Annotated in this window: 21 protein-coding genes and 1 pseudogene; 13 read left to right on the top strand and 9 right to left on the bottom strand. The window is 52.7% G+C overall.

What is annotated here, in order from left to right:
• Positions 1-46: 46 nt before the first annotated feature.
• Positions 47-940 carry a LysR family transcriptional regulator gene (locus MOY_RS12975; protein WP_009100478.1) on the top strand — a complete coding sequence of 298 codons (894 nt, stop codon included), beginning with the start codon at positions 47-49 and terminating at the stop codon, positions 938-940.
• 26 nt (positions 941-966) lie between these two features.
• Here MOY_RS12975 and MOY_RS12970 read toward each other — a convergent pair whose 3' ends face one another.
• Both MOY_RS12970 and MOY_RS12965 read right to left on the bottom strand, forming a co-directional pair.
• The gene (locus MOY_RS12970) at positions 967-1,569 is read right to left on the bottom strand and encodes a glutathione S-transferase N-terminal domain-containing protein (RefSeq protein WP_009100476.1); all 603 of its coding nucleotides are present in this window, start codon (positions 1,567-1,569) and stop codon (positions 967-969) included.
• 70 nt (positions 1,570-1,639) lie between these two features.
• Positions 1,640-3,244, bottom strand: coding sequence for a PQQ-dependent sugar dehydrogenase (locus MOY_RS12965; RefSeq protein ID WP_009100474.1), 1,605 nt, complete (start codon positions 3,242-3,244; stop codon positions 1,640-1,642).
• Between the two features lie 208 nt (positions 3,245-3,452).
• Here MOY_RS12965 and MOY_RS12960 point away from each other — a divergent pair, with 208 nt between their 5' ends.
• From MOY_RS12960 to MOY_RS12940, 5 genes are all read left to right on the top strand, one after another.
• Positions 3,453-4,388, top strand: a complete 936-nt coding sequence (locus tag MOY_RS12960; protein WP_009100472.1) for a glycerophosphodiester phosphodiesterase — start codon at positions 3,453-3,455, stop codon at positions 4,386-4,388.
• Between the two features lie 379 nt (positions 4,389-4,767).
• A complete protein-coding gene (locus tag MOY_RS12955) occupies positions 4,768-5,178 on the top strand; it encodes a hypothetical protein (protein WP_009100470.1) in 411 nt (136 codons plus the stop codon).
• The gene (locus tag MOY_RS12950; RefSeq protein WP_168183931.1) at positions 5,147-6,358 is read left to right on the top strand and encodes a hypothetical protein; all 1,212 of its coding nucleotides are present in this window, start codon (positions 5,147-5,149) and stop codon (positions 6,356-6,358) included. Before MOY_RS12955 ends, MOY_RS12950 begins: the two co-directional genes overlap by 32 nt.
• A gap of 26 nt (positions 6,359-6,384) precedes the next feature.
• Positions 6,385-9,258: a bifunctional diguanylate cyclase/phosphodiesterase gene (locus MOY_RS12945; RefSeq protein ID WP_009100465.1), complete on the top strand. Its 2,874-nt coding sequence runs from the start codon at positions 6,385-6,387 to the stop codon at positions 9,256-9,258.
• Between the two features lie 7 nt (positions 9,259-9,265).
• Positions 9,266-10,084 (top strand): PEP-CTERM/exosortase system-associated acyltransferase, encoded by an 819-nt coding sequence (locus MOY_RS12940; protein WP_009100462.1) that lies wholly within the window; start codon positions 9,266-9,268, stop codon positions 10,082-10,084.
• 37 nt (positions 10,085-10,121) lie between these two features.
• On the opposite strand, the gene MOY_RS12935 is transcribed toward MOY_RS12940, so the two are convergent.
• Together MOY_RS12935 and nfsA are read right to left on the bottom strand one after the other, a co-directional pair.
• Positions 10,122-10,751, bottom strand: coding sequence for a hypothetical protein (locus MOY_RS12935; RefSeq protein WP_009100459.1), 630 nt, complete (start codon positions 10,749-10,751; stop codon positions 10,122-10,124).
• An 82-nt stretch (positions 10,752-10,833) separates the two neighbouring features.
• Entirely contained in the window at positions 10,834-11,565 is a 732-nt protein-coding gene (nfsA, locus tag MOY_RS12930; RefSeq protein ID WP_009100457.1) for an oxygen-insensitive NADPH nitroreductase, read from the bottom strand.
• 258 nt (positions 11,566-11,823) lie between these two features.
• Between nfsA and MOY_RS12925 the strand changes: the two genes are divergently transcribed.
• Positions 11,824-12,591 (top strand): class I SAM-dependent methyltransferase, encoded by a 768-nt coding sequence (locus MOY_RS12925; RefSeq protein WP_009100455.1) that lies wholly within the window; start codon positions 11,824-11,826, stop codon positions 12,589-12,591.
• Between the two features lie 77 nt (positions 12,592-12,668).
• On the opposite strand, the gene MOY_RS12920 is transcribed toward MOY_RS12925, so the two are convergent.
• Entirely contained in the window at positions 12,669-13,730 is a 1,062-nt protein-coding gene (locus MOY_RS12920; RefSeq protein ID WP_009100453.1) for an NAD(P)-dependent alcohol dehydrogenase, read from the bottom strand.
• A gap of 198 nt (positions 13,731-13,928) precedes the next feature.
• Between MOY_RS12920 and MOY_RS12915 the strand changes: the two genes are divergently transcribed.
• Complete coding sequence (locus MOY_RS12915; RefSeq protein ID WP_009100451.1) at positions 13,929-14,822, top strand: AraC family transcriptional regulator; 894 nt, start codon at positions 13,929-13,931, stop codon at positions 14,820-14,822.
• 19 nt (positions 14,823-14,841) lie between these two features.
• Here MOY_RS12915 and MOY_RS12910 read toward each other — a convergent pair whose 3' ends face one another.
• Positions 14,842-15,267, bottom strand: a complete 426-nt coding sequence (locus MOY_RS12910; protein WP_009100449.1) for a VOC family protein — start codon at positions 15,265-15,267, stop codon at positions 14,842-14,844.
• 156 nt (positions 15,268-15,423) lie between these two features.
• Between MOY_RS12910 and MOY_RS12905 the strand changes: the two genes are divergently transcribed.
• Together MOY_RS12905 and MOY_RS12900 are read left to right on the top strand one after the other, a co-directional pair.
• Positions 15,424-16,290: a LysR substrate-binding domain-containing protein gene (locus MOY_RS12905; RefSeq protein ID WP_009100447.1), complete on the top strand. Its 867-nt coding sequence runs from the start codon at positions 15,424-15,426 to the stop codon at positions 16,288-16,290.
• A gap of 46 nt (positions 16,291-16,336) precedes the next feature.
• Entirely contained in the window at positions 16,337-16,549 is a 213-nt protein-coding gene (locus tag MOY_RS12900; RefSeq protein ID WP_009100445.1) for a DUF3820 family protein, read from the top strand.
• A 16-nt stretch (positions 16,550-16,565) separates the two neighbouring features.
• On the opposite strand, the gene MOY_RS12895 is transcribed toward MOY_RS12900, so the two are convergent.
• The gene (locus MOY_RS12895) at positions 16,566-16,919 is read right to left on the bottom strand and encodes a hypothetical protein (RefSeq protein ID WP_009100443.1); all 354 of its coding nucleotides are present in this window, start codon (positions 16,917-16,919) and stop codon (positions 16,566-16,568) included.
• A 108-nt stretch (positions 16,920-17,027) separates the two neighbouring features.
• Between MOY_RS12895 and MOY_RS12890 the strand changes: the two genes are divergently transcribed.
• On the top strand, positions 17,028-17,798 hold the full coding sequence (locus MOY_RS12890; RefSeq protein WP_009100442.1) for a DUF1499 domain-containing protein: 771 nt from the start codon (positions 17,028-17,030) through the stop codon (positions 17,796-17,798).
• A 105-nt stretch (positions 17,799-17,903) separates the two neighbouring features.
• On the opposite strand, the pseudogene MOY_RS12885 reads toward MOY_RS12890, so the two are convergent.
• Together MOY_RS12885 and MOY_RS12880 are read right to left on the bottom strand one after the other, a co-directional pair.
• Positions 17,904-18,431: pseudogene (locus MOY_RS12885) on the bottom strand (methyl-accepting chemotaxis protein); the annotation flags it as partial.
• Positions 18,432-18,594: 163 nt separating this feature from the next.
• Positions 18,595-19,707: an RNA-guided endonuclease InsQ/TnpB family protein gene (locus MOY_RS12880; RefSeq protein ID WP_009100437.1), complete on the bottom strand. Its 1,113-nt coding sequence runs from the start codon at positions 19,705-19,707 to the stop codon at positions 18,595-18,597.
• Positions 19,708-20,170: 463 nt separating this feature from the next.
• On the opposite strand from MOY_RS12880, the gene arfB reads away from it, so the two are divergent.
• On the top strand, positions 20,171-20,584 hold the full coding sequence (gene arfB / locus MOY_RS12875) for an alternative ribosome rescue aminoacyl-tRNA hydrolase ArfB (protein WP_009100432.1): 414 nt from the start codon (positions 20,171-20,173) through the stop codon (positions 20,582-20,584).
• 57 nt (positions 20,585-20,641) lie between these two features.
• Positions 20,642-20,854, top strand: coding sequence for a DUF1289 domain-containing protein (locus MOY_RS17015; protein ID WP_009100430.1), 213 nt, complete (start codon positions 20,642-20,644; stop codon positions 20,852-20,854).
• The last annotated feature ends 16 nt before the right edge of the window (positions 20,855-20,870 follow it).

Below are 20,870 nucleotides of genomic sequence, written 5' to 3'. Positions count from 1 at the left end.
ATGGCAAGCACCTGTGAGTTTTACGCAACTATTGAAAGAGGCACTCATGCAACATAGCCTGCCGCCGTTGAGCGCCCTGCGCGCCTTTGAAGCCACCGCTCGGCTAGGCAGCGTGACCGCCGCCGCCAACGAGCTAAGCGTTACCCACGGTGCGGTTAGCCGCCAGCTAAAGAGCCTGGATGAGCATTTTGGCGTGGCGCTATTCACCAAAGTGGGCCGTGGGCTAGTGCTCACTCACCACGGCGAACGGCTGCAAAGTGGCGTGGGGGAAGCCTTCGCGAAACTGAGAGATAGTTGCACTTTGCTCAAGCATGAGGTGGAAGAAGCGCCGTTTACCCTGGCCTGCCCCGGCAGCCTGCTGGCGCGCTGGCTGATCCCCCGTTTAGACCGCTTAAACCAGGCGCTGCCGGAGCTAAAACTTCAGGTAGTGGTGAGCGATTCCGAGCAGCCCGGCACGCCCTCAGATGCCAGCGCCACACTGGCGTTTACTGAACCGCCTTGGCCTGCCGACATGGTGGTTATACCACTAATGCCCGAACAGATTTGTGCAGTAGTGAGCCCATCGTTGGCCGCGCAAACCGAGCCGGCCAACCCGGTATCGCTGTTTGCTAACAAGCTTCTCTACACCGCCTCACGCCCTCAAGCGTGGCCCCAGTGGGCTGCTGCTAAAAGGTTGGAGCAAAGTAAGCTGGAGACCGCCCTTCAGCAGGGCCAAGGCTTTGCCCATCTTTATTATTTGATTGAAGCAGCAGTGGCCGGTTTGGGTATCGCCATCGCCCCCAAATTATTAGTAGAGGATGATGTGAACAGCGGACGATTAGTCGCCCCGTGGGGAAGTATCGAAACGCCTGCGCGGCTCTGCCTGTTGCTACCTAAACACGCCAACGTTCGCCGCAGCGAGCCGCTGGCAGAGTGGTTTAAGCAGGCGCTTAAAGGGTGAGCGCGGTGTCAGCGCCGCTAGTGCGGCTAGCTAAATGCTGTCTGTTGAAAACTATCCCTGGTAATCACTGCGGCGTGCCATGCCTGAAGCTGCGGATACGCTTCTTTCCAGCTCACCTCGGGCAGCCTGAAGGCTAAATAGTCCAACGCCACCGCCGTGGAGATTTCACCAAGGTTGAGTGATTCGGTTAGCTGGTTTTGGTGAAGTTCATCGCCTAACTGTTTTATTAGACGCTGGATGGCACGCTGGCGTCTTAGGCCAAGTTCGCTTTGATCAATCTCAGCCCCATAATGTTTTCGAGCGATCACCGTAGTGAAGGAGGCATCCATTAGGTTTTGCCCCAGCCCGACTAGGTGCAGTACGTCAGCCCGTTGGGAGCTGGGTACTATTGGCATGCTGGGGCTAAAATCATCAAGATAAAAGGCAATCAGCAGCGACTCGCTGAGTGTTTTGCCATCCGGAGTAACGAGCGCCGGAATGCGCCCTGCGGGATTAACCGCTAGCAGCGCTTTGTCGTCTGCCCAGGGGTCACACCAGCGCAGCGTTACACTCTCCATGAGCCCTTTTTCCAGCAGGATGATGCGCGCCATACGCGCATAGGGGGACGTTGCGTTTAGAAAGAGTTCCATGCTTGCCTCAGGTGGTTACAAAATGAAGAGCGTTCGCGACGGCGGTATTAGCTAAGGTGCACAAGGTACATTACTGACTCGGCGTCACTTTTAGCACTCTGCCTTCTGGGTTGTCAGTCAGCAGGTAAATAGCACCTTCCGGGCCTACCCGCACATCGCGAATACGCTCTTCAAGCTCGCCAAATAAGCTTTCCACATCTTCCGCATGGGTAGCATCTGCTGAGAGGCGTACCCTGCGCACTTCTTTGTCGACTAAGGCGCCCACTAGAAGATCACCCCGCCATTCGGGAAATAGCTCGCCGGTATACAGCGCCATACCAGATGGCGCGATGGAAGGCGTCCACTCAAGCAGCGGTGGAATGGTGCCAGGGTATTGGTTGAACGGCGTAATGCGCGCGCCCGTATAATCCAGCCCGCCCGTTGCGATAGGCCAGCCAAAGTTAGCGCCTGCAGTAATTATATTGAGCTCATCACCACCGCGCGGGCCGTGCTCATGGGCAATCAGCCGCTGGTTCTGCTCATCCACCACCAGCCCTTGGATATTGCGGTGGCCATAGCTGTAAATTTCCGGCCGAGTATCCGCATCCCCGATAAACGGGTTGTCATCCGGCACACTGCCATCAGGGTGTATACGCACAATGCTGCCGATATGATTGCCAAGGTTCTGCGCTTGTTCGCGGTAGTCGAACCCATCGCCTAATGTCACGATTAAGGTTCCATCCGGTAGCCAAGCTAACCGGCCACCGTAGTGGGCATCCCCCCGTTTGGCGGGGTCAACGCGGAAGATCTCTTCGACCTCTTCAAGCCCGCGCTCAGTGAGTGTTCCATAGGCAATGCAGGTGTGGTTGGCGCTATGGTTGCCGCAGGCATAGCTGAGAAAAATCTGTTGATTCTGCTCAAACTGTGGGGAAGGCAAAACATCAAATAGCCCCGCTTGCCCGGACGCGTATACCGGCGGCAAACCGCTTAATGACGCCACCTGGGTATCGCCTTGCGCCGTTAACAACCGCAGCCGCCCGGGGCGCTCGGTCACTAACATTCGCCCATCCGGCAGAAATGCCAACGACCACGGGTGTTCAAGACCCTCAGCGATAGTGTCAATGTGATACGGCACGGTACCGGCCGTTGTTGCCTGGGCTTGCAGGTTTTCAGAATAACCCGGGAGAGCTAGAGCGCTCATGCCAAGCACCACAATCAGAAATTTTGGTTGGCGCGCGCGGCCCGTTGTCTGACTGTTAAGCAATCCAAACACCAACCCCGCAATGGCTGCCGTTCCTAGCATGGCAAGTAGCCCAAAAGTGTCACGAGTGGCGGCAATCAGGGTGGGCATGGGGGCTACACGGTTCACCAAAAGAAACGTCACCCATAACCCAGTAGCCCCCGCAATAGCGCACAGCGGTGCTAGCCACGGCTTACCTAACCTACGTGCGACCAGCATTGCAAACGCTTGGGAAATGATGAACCCCACCGAAAACAGCGCCGCATAAATAGGCCCGAAGTGAATTAAATCTTCGCGCGTTGAGACAATACGTAAGCCAAGCGGGATATCCACACCTATTGATTGCAGCGCCGCCATATTAAATTGGGTTTGCACGATGCTACCCAGTATCACACCTACAAACATCGCGATAATAAAACGTAAGCATAGGGCGGCCCAACTCGGCATTTGATTCATAAGGTATCTCATTTGTCGTGTAGATAAAGCATATGCAGTGACTCTCGATTAGGGAAGTAAACGCTACTACTGCCATGTTAACTCTACTAAGAAACGCCTTATGTTGCTTGACAAACCGATCAGCTTGCCAATCAAAGGTGGCCAAATTTGGCATTTATACACCACGACCTGTAAGGTAATTGAACGACCATTCAATTAAGGAGCTTTTATGCAACGTCATCCGCTAATTGCCGCTATATCGCTAGGTCTTTTCGCTGGTGCTGCCACCACTTCTGCGCTGGCTGAAGCCACCCCGCTGGAGCAGCAGCTAAAAGACCTCGAATCCTTTCAAGTCATTGCCCACCGTGGCGCCAGCGGCCATGCCCCAGAAAGCACGATGGCCGCCTACGAACTGGCCCATGAATGGGGCGTCGATTATTTAGAGCTGGATGTTCAAATCACCGCCGATGGTGAGTTGGTGGTGTTTCATGATGACGCCATTGGTCGCACCAGCACCGGTGAAGGCGCCATCAATGACCACACTCTAGAAGAACTACAAGCGTTGGATACCGGCACTTGGTTCAACGACGCTAACCCTGAAAACGCCGATGCGGCGTTTGAAGGCGCTCAAATTGTGACGCTTGATGAGTTGTTTGAGCGTTTCGGCCATGATGAGCGGTATTACATTGAAACTAAATCACCGCAATTAAACCCTGGCTTGGAAGAAGCCCTGGTTGAGTCGTTAGAAGCCCACGATATGATTGAGACAGGACGCGTGTTGGTCCAGTCATTCGAGCAGGACAGTCTACTTAAAATACGCGAGCTAAATGAGAACGTGCCACTCATTCAACTAGTGTGGTACCACACTAATGAAGAGGATGATTCGCAGCTACAAGAGTGGACAGGCGTCACACCGGGCCCAGCCGAGATCACCGATGAAGACTTCCAAGCAATCGCTGAATACGCAGTGGGCATCGGTACTAACGTCACTTACGATGGAAACGACGTTATTGATGCAGACTTTATTCGCCAAGCACAGGCAAATGGTTTGCCCGTTCATATTTATACGATCAACGAGACCGACGAGATGCAGCGCTTACTCGACTGGGGCGTAAATGGGTTGTTTACTGACTACCCTGACCGCCTGCTTGAACTCGTTGAGTAACCATGTGCCGTTACATGAAAACGCCCGGCTTTTTGCCGGGCGTTTTAGTTATGTAGGCTTAATGTAATGCGGTAGTGATATGTTTTATGTGCCTGGAGATATCCTAAAGATGGTGTAGTGTTACTAGGTATTTCAGGTTACTTTGGCCTAGCTATTTTGTAGTTTCCGTCAATAAGAAAAGCCGATAAGCTCCTCACCCAAGGACTTTTTAAGTAGCGGCTGCAAGGGAGACACGTCATTTACTTATTCACATCAGCAGTGTGGGCGATGCCTGCAGGGTGCATGGCCTGGCGTTTAGCGGGCAATGACTAACCATTCCTCGCCGTTCTCTTTTTTGAGCAGCACACGCAGGCAGTTGGCTTGGATAACAGCCTGCCTGATGCTTGTACTGTTTTCGGGGTTAGCAAAGGCACAAACGGTTGCCGATGAAAGCGTCATTGTTTTAGTAGCTCATCCTGACGTCCCCATCAGCTGGTTAACCCGTGATACCACTCGGGCAATTTTCGCCATGCGCCAACGTACTTGGCCGAATGGCCAAGCCGTACAGGTGTTTGTGCTGCCCAACCGCGACCCTGTACATGCGCGTTTTACCAAAGAGCAGCTCGCTGTTTACCCTCACCAGCTTCAATTGGCCTGGGATCGAGTGGTGTTTTCTGGCAGGGGGCAAGCACCCAACCGTGTTCGCAACCTGACTGAAATGCACGAAAAAGTGGCCAGTACGCCCGGTGCGCTGGGATACCTTGAAAGGGAGTACCTGGATGAAAGCGTCCAAGTCATTTCAATGGAGTGATCGCAAACTCGCCAAGAGGCTGATGGCGTGCCTTGTGTTGTTAACGCCCACCGCTGCCAGCTTAGCCGATGAGCACGTACTGGATACGCTGCAGGTGCATGGTTTTTTGAGCCAGGCGCTTATCGTGACCGACGACAACAACTTCTTTGGCCCCAGCAGTAACGGTTCGGGGAGTGTAGAGTTTACTGAGCTTGGGATTAACGCCTCGCTTCGACCGCACCGAGATGTACTGGTAGCTGCCCAGTTACTAAGTCGCCGTGCAGGCGGTGAAACCAGCGATGCACAACCCACGCTGGACTACGGCGTGATTGATTATCAGATGGTCTCAAACCAGGCGCGAACCCTGGGCGTACAGGCGGGTAGGTTTAAAAATCCCTTTGGCCTTTATAACCAAACCCGGGATGTAGCGTTCACCCGGCCAAGTATCTTACTACCTCAATCGATCTACTTTGACCGTACCCGGGCACTGGGTATAGCCGCAGATGGCGTCAATGTGTATCTGGAAGAGCGCATCCCCTCAGGCACGCTTAGGGTCAGCAGCGGCATTGGCCGACCACAAACAGGCTCCTTACTCGCTAAGCAGCTATTTGGTGATACTGGCAATAGTATCTCTTCTTCTTCGTTATCGGCCATTGCACAGGTTTTATACGAAGACCAGAGCGGTAAGTTTCTTGCAGCGTTAAGTGCTGCCAACGTTAACTTAGATGCCAACTTTGCCGACAACGCCGCAGACTTCAGCTTTCAGCCCTGGATTGCCTCGCTGCAATACAATGAAGAGCTATGGAGCTTGACAGCTGAGTTCGCCCTACGAAAACAGTCCCTTGAAGGTGACAATCTATCTCGAAACTTCGACATTACCGGCCATAGCTGGTACTTACAGTATCAACGACGTATGACGCCGAGCTGGAGCTGGCTGGTGAGGTACGACAGCCTCGTCAACAATACCGCCGACCGCTCAGGCCGCGACTATGAACAAAACGGCTTTGGACCAGCCCACTCGCAGTTTGCAGATGATGTAACCCTAGGCCTTCAGTGGACGCCCAACTCTCGCCTGATGCTTGCAGGGGAATACCATCACGTGAATGGCACTGGCTGGCTGCCAACACAGGATAACCCTGACGCTTCAGCCACTCGCCAGCACTGGAATATGCTGCTCTTTCAGCTTTCGCTGCGTTTTTAACACAGCAAGACAACGGAGCGTCCGTGATGAAGGCGTTTACAAATACACGAGCACGACAACGGCTTAGCCTAACCTGGCGCGTCACGGCGCTTAGTAGCCTGCTGCTGCTGGTACTAGTGGCGCTTTCCACTTGGCTGGGGCAGCACTACCTAACGCAGCAGTTTGAAAACAACCGCTTATTACATCATGAACGCCAACAGCGTGAAGTGCGCTTGGCGATGCAGCGCTCCGCCGACAATTTGCGCCAACTAGCGGGCTTAACAGCCGCTGCGCCTGATTTGGCTGAAGCATTAGTCCGTCGTAGCGATTCCGCATTAGAGACCGCTCTGAATGCTCGCTGGCCATCCTTACAGCTTGAAGCTGGCGTCGACGAAGTGTTTGTATTCGATACCCAGGGGAGGCTGGCAGGCCACTCAGGAACCAGCCTAGCCCCTACCGATCTCCCCTTAGAAAGCTGGATTGGCGAAGTATTAGCCACCGACTCGCCAGTGACCACGCTACGCTGCGCAGCAGACTGCCAACAATTTGCGGCGGTGCCCATGCTGATGGAAGGGGAAAGTATTGGTACAGTGGTGCTCTCGCGCTCGCTGGCCGATGTGACTCGACAGGCGAAAGAGGTCTCGGGCAGCGAAATTGCGCTGCTGGTAATCGGCGATAGCGAGATCCCAGCGGTTTTAGAAGAGCGCCGTTTAAAAGCCTGGAACGGCCACTTAGTCGCGCTCACCAACCGCGAGCCTACACTTTCATTACTCCAACTTGCCGCTACTAAAACACCGATCTATCCGCTGGCCAGCACTCCTTTCAGGATTGAGTATGCCAACCGCTATTTAGAGCTCGGCGCCGTCTATATGGAGGATGATGCGGATTGGCGCAGCACCAGCTACTTCCTTCTGATCTCCGATACTACCTCTCAAATGGCTGCAATTAACTCAGCCACTAATACGCTGCTCTTTGTTGGGGTTATGGGTTGGCTGGCCGCTCAGATACTGCTGTTGATGATCTTATTAGGGCCAATGGCACGGCTGCGCCGCATAGCAGGCCTCCTCCCGGCTCTGGCAAGCGGGCAGTTTAGTCGCGTTACGGCTATCTTGCCTCGTTCAACGCCGCGACTTTCCAATGAAATTGATGTGCTGGAGTACTCTACCCGCGAACTCGCTTATCAGCTTGAGTCTCTGGAAACCGCAGTACAAGAGCGCAGCAACCAGCTTGCAGAACGCATTGAAGAACTCGCCAAAGAGCGCGATTTTGTAAGTAGCCTTTTAGATACCGCCCGGGTCTTTATCGTGGTGCAAAACAGTGCCGGCCGTATCCAACTGGTGAATGACTACACGCGGGAGCGGCTCAGCCTCAATGATAGCGAGCTGCTAGGTCGCCACTTCATTGATATTTTTGATCAGCACGACCCTTTAACACTCAGCCATCGTCCTTCCTCACTGGCTGATGGTAGTCACAAAGTCCCTCGTGACGAGCCTTTGGGCATTCCCACCCAGGAAGAAAAAACCTTTCACACCGTCGATAAACGCTTTTACACCGTCGTTTGGTACCATGCTCCTCTAGCCGACAACCACAGTGGCAGCGCTGCCCGTATCTCTATTGGGCTAGATATTACCGAGCGCAAAGCAGCCGAGGCGCGCTTAACGTGGCTGGCCGAACACGACCCATTAACCGAGCTGTTTAACCGCCGGTACTTCCAAGATGCGCTGCTTGATTCACTTTCACGCCGTAGTGAGGGTGCCATTCTGCTGCTGGACCTTAACCAGTTTAAAGAAATCAATGAGCTTAGCGGCCACCATGTGGGTGACCAGTTGCTCTGCAAAGTAGCGGAGACGCTATATGCCAACCTAGGCCAACGCAGTACTATTGCCCGCTTAGGGGGGGATGAGTTTGCGCTACTGCTAGAGAGTGTTAGTAGTCAACAAGCAATCCATATTGCCGAATATATTACCCAACTTTTAGATGCTATTTGCTTTGTCAGTGCTGGCCGAAAACATCATATAGCGGCCAGCATAGGCATTGCCCTTTTCCCAAGCCATGGGCAAACCCCGGCAGACCTTCTCGCCAGTGCAGACATGGCGATGTACAAAGCGAAAGAGCGCGGCCTCCCCCACTGGTACCTGCACTCCAAAGAGGCAAATATTAAAGACGAACTCCAAGAGCGTGTTTACTGGGTAGAGCGGCTACATAGTGCACTGGAGACCAACAGTTTCGAATTAATGGCGCAGCCCATTGTTCGACTGCAGGATCGCGATATCAAACATTATGAAGTGTTACTACGGATGCGTAACCCCGATGGCAGTTTAGTCTCCCCCGCCCACTTTATTCCTGTTGCGGAACAGAGCGGCTTAATTATTCAGGTTGACCACTGGGTAATTAAACACAGCCTACAGGCCCTTAAAACGCTACAAGAGCGCGGCATTTCGCTCTCTGTCAACTTATCTGGCCAGTCACTGCACGATTTAAGCCTAAGACAGTACTTAACTGAAGAGTTGCGAAGCAGTGGCGCAGACCCGCACCACCTGATTTTAGAAGTTACCGAAACGGCCGCCATTACCGACTTTTCTACGGCGCGTAATGTGCTGCAAAGCCTTCGCGATCTGGGCTGTCGCACTGCGCTGGATGATTTTGGTATCGGCTTTAGCAGCTTCCACTACCTAGGCCAACTGCCTGTTGATTATATAAAAATCGACGGCTCGTTTATTCGTAGCCTGCTGACCAACCCTGATAGCCACACGATTGTGAAAGCAATAGCAGACATTGCCAAGGGCTTTGGTAAGCAAGCTATTGCTGAGTATGTTGACCAGGAGGCATTAACGCCTATTCTGAAAGAGTATGGCATCACGTATGGGCAGGGCTTCCACTTGGGTAAGCCAGAGAGTTTAGAACAACTACTAAAGGGATAAAGTAGCCGTGAAGAAAATAGCCATTAATAAAACTATTCAACCGCCTACTACAACGCCTGAAGATATAAAGCAAAACACCTTTACACCCGACTTTTTTGATCGTCATTTCTCTTTAATCATTGCGCAAACTACTGATGAAAAAATACGCGCTTTTTCCCTTCGCTACGCCGTTTTTAACGAAGAGCTTAATTACAAACTTGGCGATACGACCCACCAAAACATTGAAAAAGATATTCACGATCAGCACTCAATTCTCTGTTTACTGCACCATAAAGAAACCGGAATAGATGTGGGGTGCGTACGCATAGTGTTGATCAACAAGCAGCGCTTTTCCTCTTCGCCCAGCCTTCCCCTGGAGGAGTATTACCATAAAAGCCTCTTTACCTCGCACCAGCATCCCCGCTACTTCGCATCTGAAAGCGTTTGTGAAGTGTCACGTTTAGCGGTGCACCCTGGGTTCAGACGAAAAAGCGCCGCCGACATCAACAACCATGAGAGCAGTATTCGTGAAAGCCCGGCGCTTGTTAGCTTAAGCTTGTTCCTGGCCGCAACGGCCATTGTGGGCATTGCACAGCGCCACCATGTCTTCGCTATGCTCGAGCCGAGGTTTAATCGTCTGCTTGGCGCCTCGGGACTGCACTTTCAACAAGTAGGCGAACTCATTCAGCACTGTGGTGAAAGAGCCGCCTTTTATATTGACCAACGTGTAGCTGAACACCACCTGCCCGAAAAAATAGTACCACTCTACCAGCTGATAAAATCCGGCCTCGCTACCCAGCTAGCATACGCAAACACCCCGGCTTTAAGTGAGGCTACACCGCTTTAAGTTAGATACTTACCCTAGGACAGCCCCCAGCCCAGGGTTAAGTAGCCTTTTGCTGTTTGAAATCCTGCACCGTTACGCTGGCAAACTTTTCCAGAAAAAACACCAATGTTTCAGGGTGTTTGAAGCGCCGTTCAAAGGCTTCCTGCTGCCCCTGGGTGCGGCGCGTAACGCGAGCGTTATACTCATCGCCAACCTTGCTAACATTGACGCTATTTTCCCGTTCACCCTCACGGTGTACAGCCGTTAGGGGCGTGGATGTCTCCAGTAGCGCTGCCAGTTGACGGGCTGCTGCCTGCTCATCTGACGTTGCCCACAGCGGTTGGTCACGATTACCGTAGTGGTACAGCAGAATCACTAGCAAGACCGAAAAAACAGTGCTGGTAAGCATCCAGGTTAGCTCTACATTCGCCACCGGCATGGTGAAAATCACCAACAGCTGTAATACCGCACCAATGGCCAACAAGATGGCAAAAGGCCGCCAGATGCGAGGGTTCATAAAGCCACGTTTTAAGATGTAGCCCCATAACCCCAGCACAGCCAGCGCCCCTACAGAGAGGTGCACTATAGCGAGAGGCGTTCCGCCGCCCGAAAACAGCGCAACGACCCCCATGACGGGAATCAGCGTATAAAAAACGGCTAAGAGATAGTAGGCACGCGTGAGAGTCATTGATGGCTCCTTTTATAGTTTTTGGTACCGCCGTTTGCCATGCAATCCAGATAGAAATGCTCAACCTATGTCGCTTACTGCGTTATTTCATTTCAAAGCCACGCTTTACCAAAAAATCACGCATATGGGGGCGTAGCTTGTCATCAAACAGTGGCTTCAAATTATGCGACCAGTCGGTATTTTTATTGCTACTGCTCCGCGCTTGGTAGTAAGCCTGCATCGTGGAATCAAAAGCTTGTACCAGCTCGGTGTCTTCAGTGTAGTAGTCTTCTTTTAAAATCGCTTCTACTGGTAGGCGCGGCTTTACTTCCGGATTGTGCGCTGGGTAGCCAAGGCATAAGCCAAATACCGGATAAACGTGCTCAGGAAGGCGCAACAAATCGCTAATCTGCTGGGGGTTATTGCGAATACCGCCGATATAGCAAATACCTAGCCCTTCGGACTCCGCTGCTACCACAACATTTTGGGCCACTAAGGCAGTGTCTACGGTGGCAACCAATAATTGCTCGGTCATGCCTCGCTCAACGTTGGCTCCTGTGCGTGCTGATGCTTCCGTTGGGCGTTTCATATCGGCACAAAATACTAAAAATGCCGCGCAGCTTGCGACATACCCCTGCCCACCGGCCAGCTCGGCGATCTGCTCACGGTTAGCGGCGTCTTTAACGTGAATAACGGTATAGGCTTGTACGTGGCTTGAGGTCGCCGCGCTTTGGCCCGCTTGAATCAGTTCAAGCAGCAATCCATGGGGTATTTCTTGGTCGCTAAATTTACGAATAGAACGGTGGGACTGCAGTAATTTGATAACGTCGTTCATAGTGCCTCACTTAGGAATAGGGTGATAACAACCAGTGGCTAGCATGGCACAGCCTTGCCATTTTTATGAATTTTCGATGAGCGGCTTTTTTAACGATGATGTAAGCGAACATTTTACTAGCCAGCGCACGCGGTTAATTTCAAACGGTATAGACAAATACCATCATGAATCAGTGGCTTCTTAGCGAATAAGTTATCCAGCGTACGGCTATACTGTTTATTATGAAAATAAATGGAATAACGTTGCCGGGAAGCCGCCATGTCTAATCGCTCAAACACACCGCCAGGGCAGGAATGGAACGCCAGCCACTATGCGGAAAACGCGGACTTCGTTCCTAAACTAGGAGGCGAAGTGCTAAAACTTCTTGCCCCACAAGCGGGCCAGCGCATATTGGACCTTGGCTGTGGCGATGGTGCGCTAACCGAGCGTATTGCCCAAACGGGGGCGAATGTGTTGGGTATCGACGCGTCAGAGGAGATGGTGGAGGCTGCGCGACTGCGGGGCCTCAACGCCCGCGTAATTGATGGCCACCAGCTGCCCTTTGACCATGAGTTTGACGCCGTATTCAGCAATGCAGCATTACACTGGATGCTAGACCCACAAAAGGTGCTCGCTGGCGTAAAGCGCGCGCTAGAACCGGGTGGGCGCTTTGTTGCCGAGTTTGGCGGCCATGGCAATGTGGCGGCCATTTGCACCGCCCTTATCGCCTCGCTGCAGTTTCGTGGCATTAGTTCACACGGGCGCCATCCATGGTATTTTCCCACCACGCAAGAGTATGCCCACCTACTGCAAACCGTGGGTTTTCATGTCGACTCTATTGAGTTGATCCCACGCCCTACCCCCCTGCCTACGGGCATGGCAGGCTGGCTTAGAACCTTTGCCAACCCCTTCCTGCACAACTTAGACCAAGACCTACAAGAAGCCATTATTGATAATACGATGAATCTTCTTTCCCATAGCCTAAACGATGGTCAAGGCAACTGGACGGCTGACTATGTACGGCTTAGGGTCTCCGCACACGTCTAGTATCGCCTGCGCTATACAGTGACCACATAAAAAAAAACCCACCGCTGTAGGCGGTGGGTGTGCATTGCTAGTGCTATTTACACACGGGTATCTTTTAATGTCGCCATATCAATAACGAAGCGGTAGCGTACATCACCTTTCTCCATACGCTCGAAGCCTTCGTTGATATTGTTAATATCTAACATTTCGATATCACAGGTGATGTTTTGCTCAGCACACAGTTGGAGCAGCTCTTCGGTTTCAGCTATACCGCCAATCAGTGAACCCGCCACCACGCGGCGCTTAAACACCAGGTTAAACGCTTCGATTGCAGGTTCGATAGGCTCTAGCAAGCCCACTAGAATGTGCGTGCCATCATACTTTAGTGAGGCTAAGTACGGGTTCAAGTCATGCTGCACCGGGATGGTGTCGAGCATAAAATCGAAGGAGCCTGCTACAGCCTTCATCTGCGCTTCATCGCCAGACACCACCACATGGTCGGCACCGTTGCGCTTGGCCTCTTCTACTTTAGCGTCAGAGCGGGTAAACACGGTGACTTCAGCCCCCAGCGCTTTGGCTAGTTTGACGCCCATATGACCAAGGCCGCCCATACCAATAACGCCCACTTTGTGGCCTTTGCCAACCTTAAAGTGTTTAAGAGGCGAATAGGTCGTAATACCGGCACACAGAATAGGGGCAGCAGAGGCGAGATCAATGCCATCAGGCATCTGCAGTACAAAGTGTTCGCTGACCACAATCGCATCAGAGTAGCCACCTTGGGTTAAGGTGCCGTCCTGGCGGTCAGCGCTGCCGTAGGTCATGGTGAAGCCTTCCATGCAGTACTGCTCTACGCCTTCTTTACAAGCAGAGCAGGTGCGGCAGGAGTCAACCATGCAGCCCACACCGACTAAATCACCGGCTTTAAAACGTGTTACATCGCCACCCACAGCGGTCACGCGGCCAACAATCTCGTGACCGGGCACCACCGGATACTGGCTCATTCCCCAGTCGTTACGGGCAAAGTGCAGGTCACTGTGGCAAACACCACAGTAAAGAATTTCAATAGCAACATCGTCGGCGCGTGGCTCACGACGATCAAAGGTAAACGGCGCCAGAGGTTTATCGGCGGAAAACGCCGCGTATGATTTTGCTTGGCTCATAAAAGCTCCTTTTTAAAACATCCCGCGCGTGCGGAAAAGTATTTCCATTATTCGCTGCTAACGGTTAGATAGCGATGAGCGAAGCTACGTTTTTTTTGCTCATTTCTCTCTTTATTTGCAATAAAATAACAATAAACCGCCAAAAAACATCATAATTGTCGTTTACTACTGACGTATCACCACAAAGGAGAGCTAGCCATGGCTAGCACAGCGCATACAGGCAGCGCGCTCGCTGACTTAATCAAGCCATTGGTAAACGGAAATGGGTTAAACGCGTCTCGCTTATCACGGGTGGGGATACTCTGCCTGGGGCGTCATCAGGAGCGTACTCCGCTCATGTACGATCCCAGCTTAATTATTATCGCCCAGGGCCGTAAGGTGGGTTATCTAGGCGATCGTGAGATCCATTACAACCCAGGTCACTATCTTGTGCAGACCCTCCCCATGCCTTTCGAGTGTGAAACGCATGGCTCTCCTGATACGCCGTTACTTGGCATTTCAGTCAAGCTTGACCCCGCCTTACTCAGTGAAATGGTTACCGCGATGGGGGATATTGGCCTACCCTCAACACCCCCTAAGCCCATGGCGTCAGTTGCGATGAACGAGGGCATGCAAAGGGCGATGCTGCGCTTAGCACATACGCTGCATGACGACCTGGAGTGCACGATAATGGGCGATGCCCGCATCCGAGATGTGGTATTTGAAGCGCTAAAAGGGGAGCAAGGCCCAGCCCTGCGGGCACTGGTTAAAGGGCATGGCCACTATTCACGCATAGTGCAAATACTGTCGAAGCTTCACGCACAGTTTGCTGACGACTTTAGCGTTGAACAGCTCGCCCAACAGGCGAATATGAGCGTATCAACCTTTCATCAGCACTTTAAGCAGATTACCCGCTCGTCGCCTGCCCAGTATTTAAAGCGGCTGCGCCTGATCAAAGCGCAGCAGCTTATCTTGCAAGATAGTCACAATGTGAACCAAGCAGCACTGGCAGTGGGATATCGCAGCGTGCCTCAATTCAGTCGAGACTATAAGCGCTATTTTGGCGAATCACCGTTACAGCACAAGCGACAGGAACAGGCGCTACGTGCATAGGTAGTTGACCTCAGTAGGCTCACTTGGCAAATATCTGGCTTTTATCTTTAAATGCTTTGAACTCAAGGGCGTTACCGCAGGGGTCGAGTAGAAACATGGTGGCCTGCTCACCTACCTCGCCTTTAAAGCGAATGTAGGGCTCGATGACAAAATCGGTGCCTCTCTTTTCTAACCGCTTAGCCAGGGTTTCCCACTCCTCCCACTCTAAAATCACGCCAAAGTGTGGCACCGGCACGTTATGTCCATCCACCGGGTTGGTGTGGGCGCTATCTTGGCCAGGGGTTTTGGGGTGCTCGTGAATCACTAACTGATGGCCGAAAAAATTAAAATCGACCCAGTGGTCACTAGAGCGCCCTTCTTCAAGGCCAAAGACATCATTGTAAAACGCGCGGGCAAGCGCTACATCGTAGACAGGAATCGCTAAATGGAAAGGGGAAAGGCTCATGACTGTCTCCTGTTTTAGTGCTTTTGTTAGGGATAGATTGGTGTGGGCTGGCATGCGACACAACCGCTATGCGATTATCCTAGGCGGTGCCATGCAAAAATAAAATCAATTGTTTTTTTATTGATTCACAAATATTTCTGATGATTGAAACGGCGAATGATACGAGAACTGAAAACCCTAGTCGCCGTTGCTCAACACGGCACCTTTGCAGCGGCAGGCCAGCAGGTTGGGCTTACTCAGGCAGCGGTCAGTGCACAAATGAAGCGTTTGGAAGAAGCGCTTGGACTGACCCTATTTGAACGCAGTGGCCGAGCAGCCGTGCTTACGCAGCGAGGGCAAGAAACCCTGCTGCAGGCGCAAGCGTTGCTAGGGATGTACGCCACGTTAGGCGATTCGCCATCACATCAGGGGCTTGATACTCGGCTCACCATAGGGGCAATAGCCTCTATTCAACGCACCCTGCTACCCGCTGTTTTAGCGCGCTTTCACCGCCGCTACCCCGAGTGTCATACGCGCTTAGTGCCGGGGCTTTCTATGGACTTAATGAACCAGGTAGACGCAGGTGAGCTGGATATGGCGGTGATTATTCGTCCTCCGTTTTCACTGCACAGCGATTTACGCTGGACGCCTCTGGCTCACGAGCCTTTTCGCTTACTGGTGCCCCGCCAGTTACCGGGCGAAGAGTGGCGAGAACTTCTTACTCACCATCCCTTCGTACGCTACGACCGAACCTCGTTTGGCGGCCGTCAGGTAGATCGCTTTTTAAGGGATAATCACTGCCAAGTGCGCGACATATGCGAGGTCGATGAGCTAGATGCTATTGTGCAATTGGTTGCCGATGGCGTGGGAGTCGCGCTTGTCCCTCAACCCAAGGCATTGAAACGCTGGCCCAAGGGAGTGCGGGCGATTGATTTAGGCGAACGCACCATACACCGCGATATAGGTTTGATTCATCGCACTAACGGGCATTTAAGCCAGCCCGCTCGGGCATTGTCCCAATTAATTGGTACTATTGCTTCTTAAACCACTAATGACCTTCATTGACTTAATCAGTACGCAGGCCACCCCCATGCAACCTAAAGACCTTGAGAAACTCGTCACCCGGACGATGCCGTTTGGAAAGCACCAAGGCTGTATTATTGCCGATCTACCTGGGCCCTATCTCAACTGGTTTGCGCGGGAGGGCTTTCCTGACGGTGAGATTGGTCACCTCCTCCACTTGATGCATGAGATAGACCATAACGGCCTCAGCGGTCTGCTTGAACCACTGCGCCACAAATAATCAAGTGGCTGCTAATCTAATGCCTATTGTTCAGCGCCCGATCACGTTCAACGACGTATAACGCTTGGTGTTGCTGAGCATCAGCAGGAAATCGACCTAGCGCCACGGCCTGCTCAAAAAAGCCCGCGGCGGGCAAGTGATCACCTCGGCGGCTAACCACCAACGCGGCAATCATTGGCTGCCCTGCGGCAACATCCTCTTCCATCAGCAGTTCAAGCGCTTTAGCAACACGCTGTATAGTTCTCGGTGGCGTGAGCCCTAACGCAATCGCTACTTGCTGATAAGTCATCGGCAACTCAGCGCTGGGCGTGCTGAGTAGCAGTGAGCGCACCTGGGACGCTAAAGCGGCGTTTATATCGCGTTGTGCCATGATTGTGACGCACTCTCTTAATCAGATTAATAAGCACACCATTGAAGCGCTGGTTATGCTGAAGACATACTTTGCGCATGTTACCGCGATCGACGCTAGGAAAAAGGCATGGCTAAACGATTAAAAAACTTTCAACAAACGAAAGGCGGTGTATGGCCAACCCTGTTGGCATGGGTAAGCGTTTTAACACTGTTTATTGCAGTACTGCTGATGGCGGGCGCTGGCCCGGCTTACCGCTGGCAACTCCTTGGGCTTGGTGAGGCATTCACATTACTTCGGAATGGTGTGTATGCCACCGCAGGTGCGACGCTGCTAAGCTTGCTACTGCTTGTGGTGAGTGGCATCACTCGCCGCTTTGGTGCTGCTTTAGTAGCGGTAATAGTCATTGCCGCCACCCTGGCGCTGCTATATTCACCGTGGCAGCAGTGGCAGCGCGCGCAACAAGCCCCCGTTATTCATGATATTACTACTGATTTACAAAACCCTCCCACCTTCAACGCCTTAAGAAACGAACGCGAAGCTGCACCCAATGCGGTGGACTACCCCGGCGAAACCACGGCCCGACAGCAGCGGGAGGCGTATCCTAATGTGCAGCCGCTTGTGGTTGATGCTCCTGCCACTAGCATTCTTGCGGCAGCTCAAGCTGAGGTGGAAGCATCCGGCTGGCGGATTGCAGCGATTACTGAGAACACCATTGAAGCGACCGCCACGACCTACTGGTTTGGCTTTGAAGATGATGTGGTGATACGTCTGAGCGAACAACAAGATGCTGTTCGTATTGATATGCGCTCGGCCTCTCGATTAGGCGCCAGCGATATTGGTACCAATGCCCAACGAATCGAAACATTTCTGACAGCACTGCGTGAACGCCTAGAGTAAACAGCCAGGAACAGGGCAATGACGCCCCATAAAAAAAGCCCGTCACTTTTAAAAGCGACGGGCTTACCTGTTTACCACCCACCCGGGTGGGTTTGAAAACGAAGGTTAAACGGGCGGTTGCAAGCGCGCTGCCTCTTCTGACGGAGGCAGTGAGGCGGGCCGCTGTACAGCGCCACTTACCTGGAAGCGGCTGACCAGGGAGTGCATATCCCCTGCACGCTCGTCTAAGGTGTGGCTTGCGCTAGAAGCTTCTTGAACCAAACGGGCATTCTGGTGCGTCACTTGATCCAATTGCGAGATCGCTTGGTTGATTTGGTCAATTCCGGCGGACTGTTCATGCGTGGCGTCCGCAATTTCCGTCACATAGCGGGTTACTTCCGTAAGGCTATCGATAATATCCTGCAAGTGGTTGCTGGACGCGGTGACCAGCTGCTCACCTTCGTTCACTTTTTTGACACTGTCATCCACTAAATGGCGAATTTGTGCCGCCTCTTCGGCGCTGCGCCCGGCAAGCTTGCGTACTTCTTGCGCCACAACGGCAAAACCACGCCCCTGCTCACCGGCCCTGGCCGCTTCTACTGAAGCATTAAGCGCCAGCAGGTTCGTTTGAAACGCAATGTCGTCGATCGCTTTATTGACATCCTCCGACCACTAACTTAGAGAGTGTAGTGGCGGATTCCCAGGTCGTTGCCTTCCTGGTTCCTGCTTCGTTGTCCGTTGCCTGCCATGCCTTGGCATGGCAGGTCTTACACAAACTCCACAGGCGTTGCTTCCCGAGTGCCCCTCGGTAGTTGCTTCAACGCTCGGCACCGGCTAACAGCGCGGTGCCTGCTTGTAGGATGTTGCGGGCGGCATTGAGGTCACGGTCAATGCCTTGGGTGCCACAGCCCGGGCAATCCCAGGTGCGAACATTCAGCGGTAGCAATGCCATCACATAGCCGCAACCATGGCAGCGTTTTGAGCTTGGGTACCAGCGGTCGATCTGGACGAACTGCCGTCCTGCCCAGGCCGCTTTGTAGTCAAGCTGGCGCACCAACTCTCCCCAGCCCACATCACTGATGGCCTTGGCTAGCGACCGATTCTTGACCATATTCTTAATCTGCAAACTCTCCGCCGCGACCACTTGGTTCTCGTTAACGATCTGGCAGGTGAGCTTATGCAGGTGGTCAAGCCGTGTATCGGCAATTTTAGCGTGGCAGCGAGCGACCTTTAACCGTGCCTTCGCCCGGTTGTTCGAGCCTTTTTGCTTGCGGCTGAGTTGCCGCTGCGCCCGCGCCAGCTTACGGGCATAGCGGGCGGTATGGCGGGGGTTGTTAACCCGTTTGCCATCACTGGTAACGAACAGGTCTTTCAGTCCCAGATCAATGCCGACCATGTTAGGCGTCACGTCGAGTATTTGCGCGTCGACCTGGCACAAACAGCTGATGAAGTAGCGGCCTGCTGCGTCCTTGGAGACGGTGACGGTGCTGGGCGCTGACGGTAGCTCGCGGCTCCAGCGAATGTTCAACGGCTCACGGCACTTGGCGAGCGTGATCTGGCCATCACGGTACGAAAACGCTGAACTGGCAAAGGTGGCCGACTGACGATGCTTCTTGGATTTAAAGTTGGGATAACGCGCCCGTTTAGCAAAGAAATTCTTGAAGGCCGCTTGCTGATGACGAAGGCATTGTTGCAACGGCACCGAACTGACCTCGGCTAAAAAGGCCGTATCCGGCTGCTTTTTCAACTGCGTTAGAAAGGCGCTAGCGTCGTTGTAACCGATCTTTTCCTGACGCTGATAGAACGCATCGGTGCGATGGCGGAGCACCGCATTCCAGACATACCGCACGCACCCAAACGTCCGCGCCAGCAAGGCGGCCTGCTCAGACGTGGGGTAAAAGCGGTATTTGTAGGCACGTTCGGTTTTCATAGCTTACAGCTTAGATAGGTTTATGTAAGCCTGCAAGACACAGCGTCCTAGCGGACGCTGCGCTATCCGTTCACCTCGGAAAAGTAGGCCTCTATACCCTGCTGCATACCTATCCCCAGTGGCGCCGCGCCACCACTGGTAGGTGCTACGATTCCAAAGGTTAACTCTGCCTGAGCCAGTGGAGAAAAGAGCATCCCCGCCAGTAACCATATACTTATTCGCCGCATTGGGCCGTCCCCCTACTTTTGAATTAAGAATGTAAGCATTACCGCCAGAGTGGCCGTCCACTCCGAAGCTTGAATGAAACTTTTTTTATAATGGCGGGAGAATATACGACTTAACCTTCATTAGCGTTAAACGCTACGTAGCAAAAAGTAATTTATTGTTTTTCCGGTAGGGGCTTAAAAACGCCAAAGAGTAAATATGCTAGCCTTACTGGCTACATGCGGTACAGAGGAACGCAATGCTCACTATCTCAAATAGCGTGACGCTAGCGGATTGGGAAATTGATATTAGCCAGATTCGCTCCCAAGGTGCAGGGGGTCAAAACGTCAATAAAGTCGCTTCTGCGGTTCATTTACGTTTCGATATTCAAAACTCGACCCTGCCCCCGGTGTATAAAGAACGCTTGATGGCGCTTTCTGATCAACGCATCAGCAAAGAGGGCGTGATTATTATCAAGGCGCAGAGCTATCGCACGCTTGAGCTAAATAAAGAGGATGCATTGGCCCGCTTAAAAGTGCTGATACAAAGTGCCGCCAAACAGCCGAAGGTGCGCCGACCTACCAAACCTACTAAAGGCTCCCAGCGTCGCCGGGTAGATCATAAAACGCGTAAGGGCAAAACCAAATCACTGCGTGGTAAAGTGCCGATTTAACGCGTTGTTTAAGTCCGCCACTATCTAGGCCTATCGTTACTCCATTGAGCATTGACTATGTCGCCAGCTAGCCGCCCTCTCTCTCCTTGTATTCAAGTATGTAAGATCGAACCCGTGGCATCGCGCCACCAAGGTCTATCCCAAGAACTCTGCCTAGGGTGTGGTCGCACACTTGATGAGATTGCCTGCTGGGGGGCCATGACCGAGGCTGAGAAGGCCCCAGTGTGGGAAAGGCTGGAGCGCGAGGGGTATGCCAAAACATCCCGGTAGGTTTGATTATCGCCCT

It is taken from the genome of Halomonas sp. GFAJ-1 (assembly GCF_000236625.2).
Taxonomy (GTDB): domain Bacteria; phylum Pseudomonadota; class Gammaproteobacteria; order Pseudomonadales; family Halomonadaceae; genus Vreelandella.
This window is presented reverse-complemented; position numbering and strand designations above follow the sequence as displayed.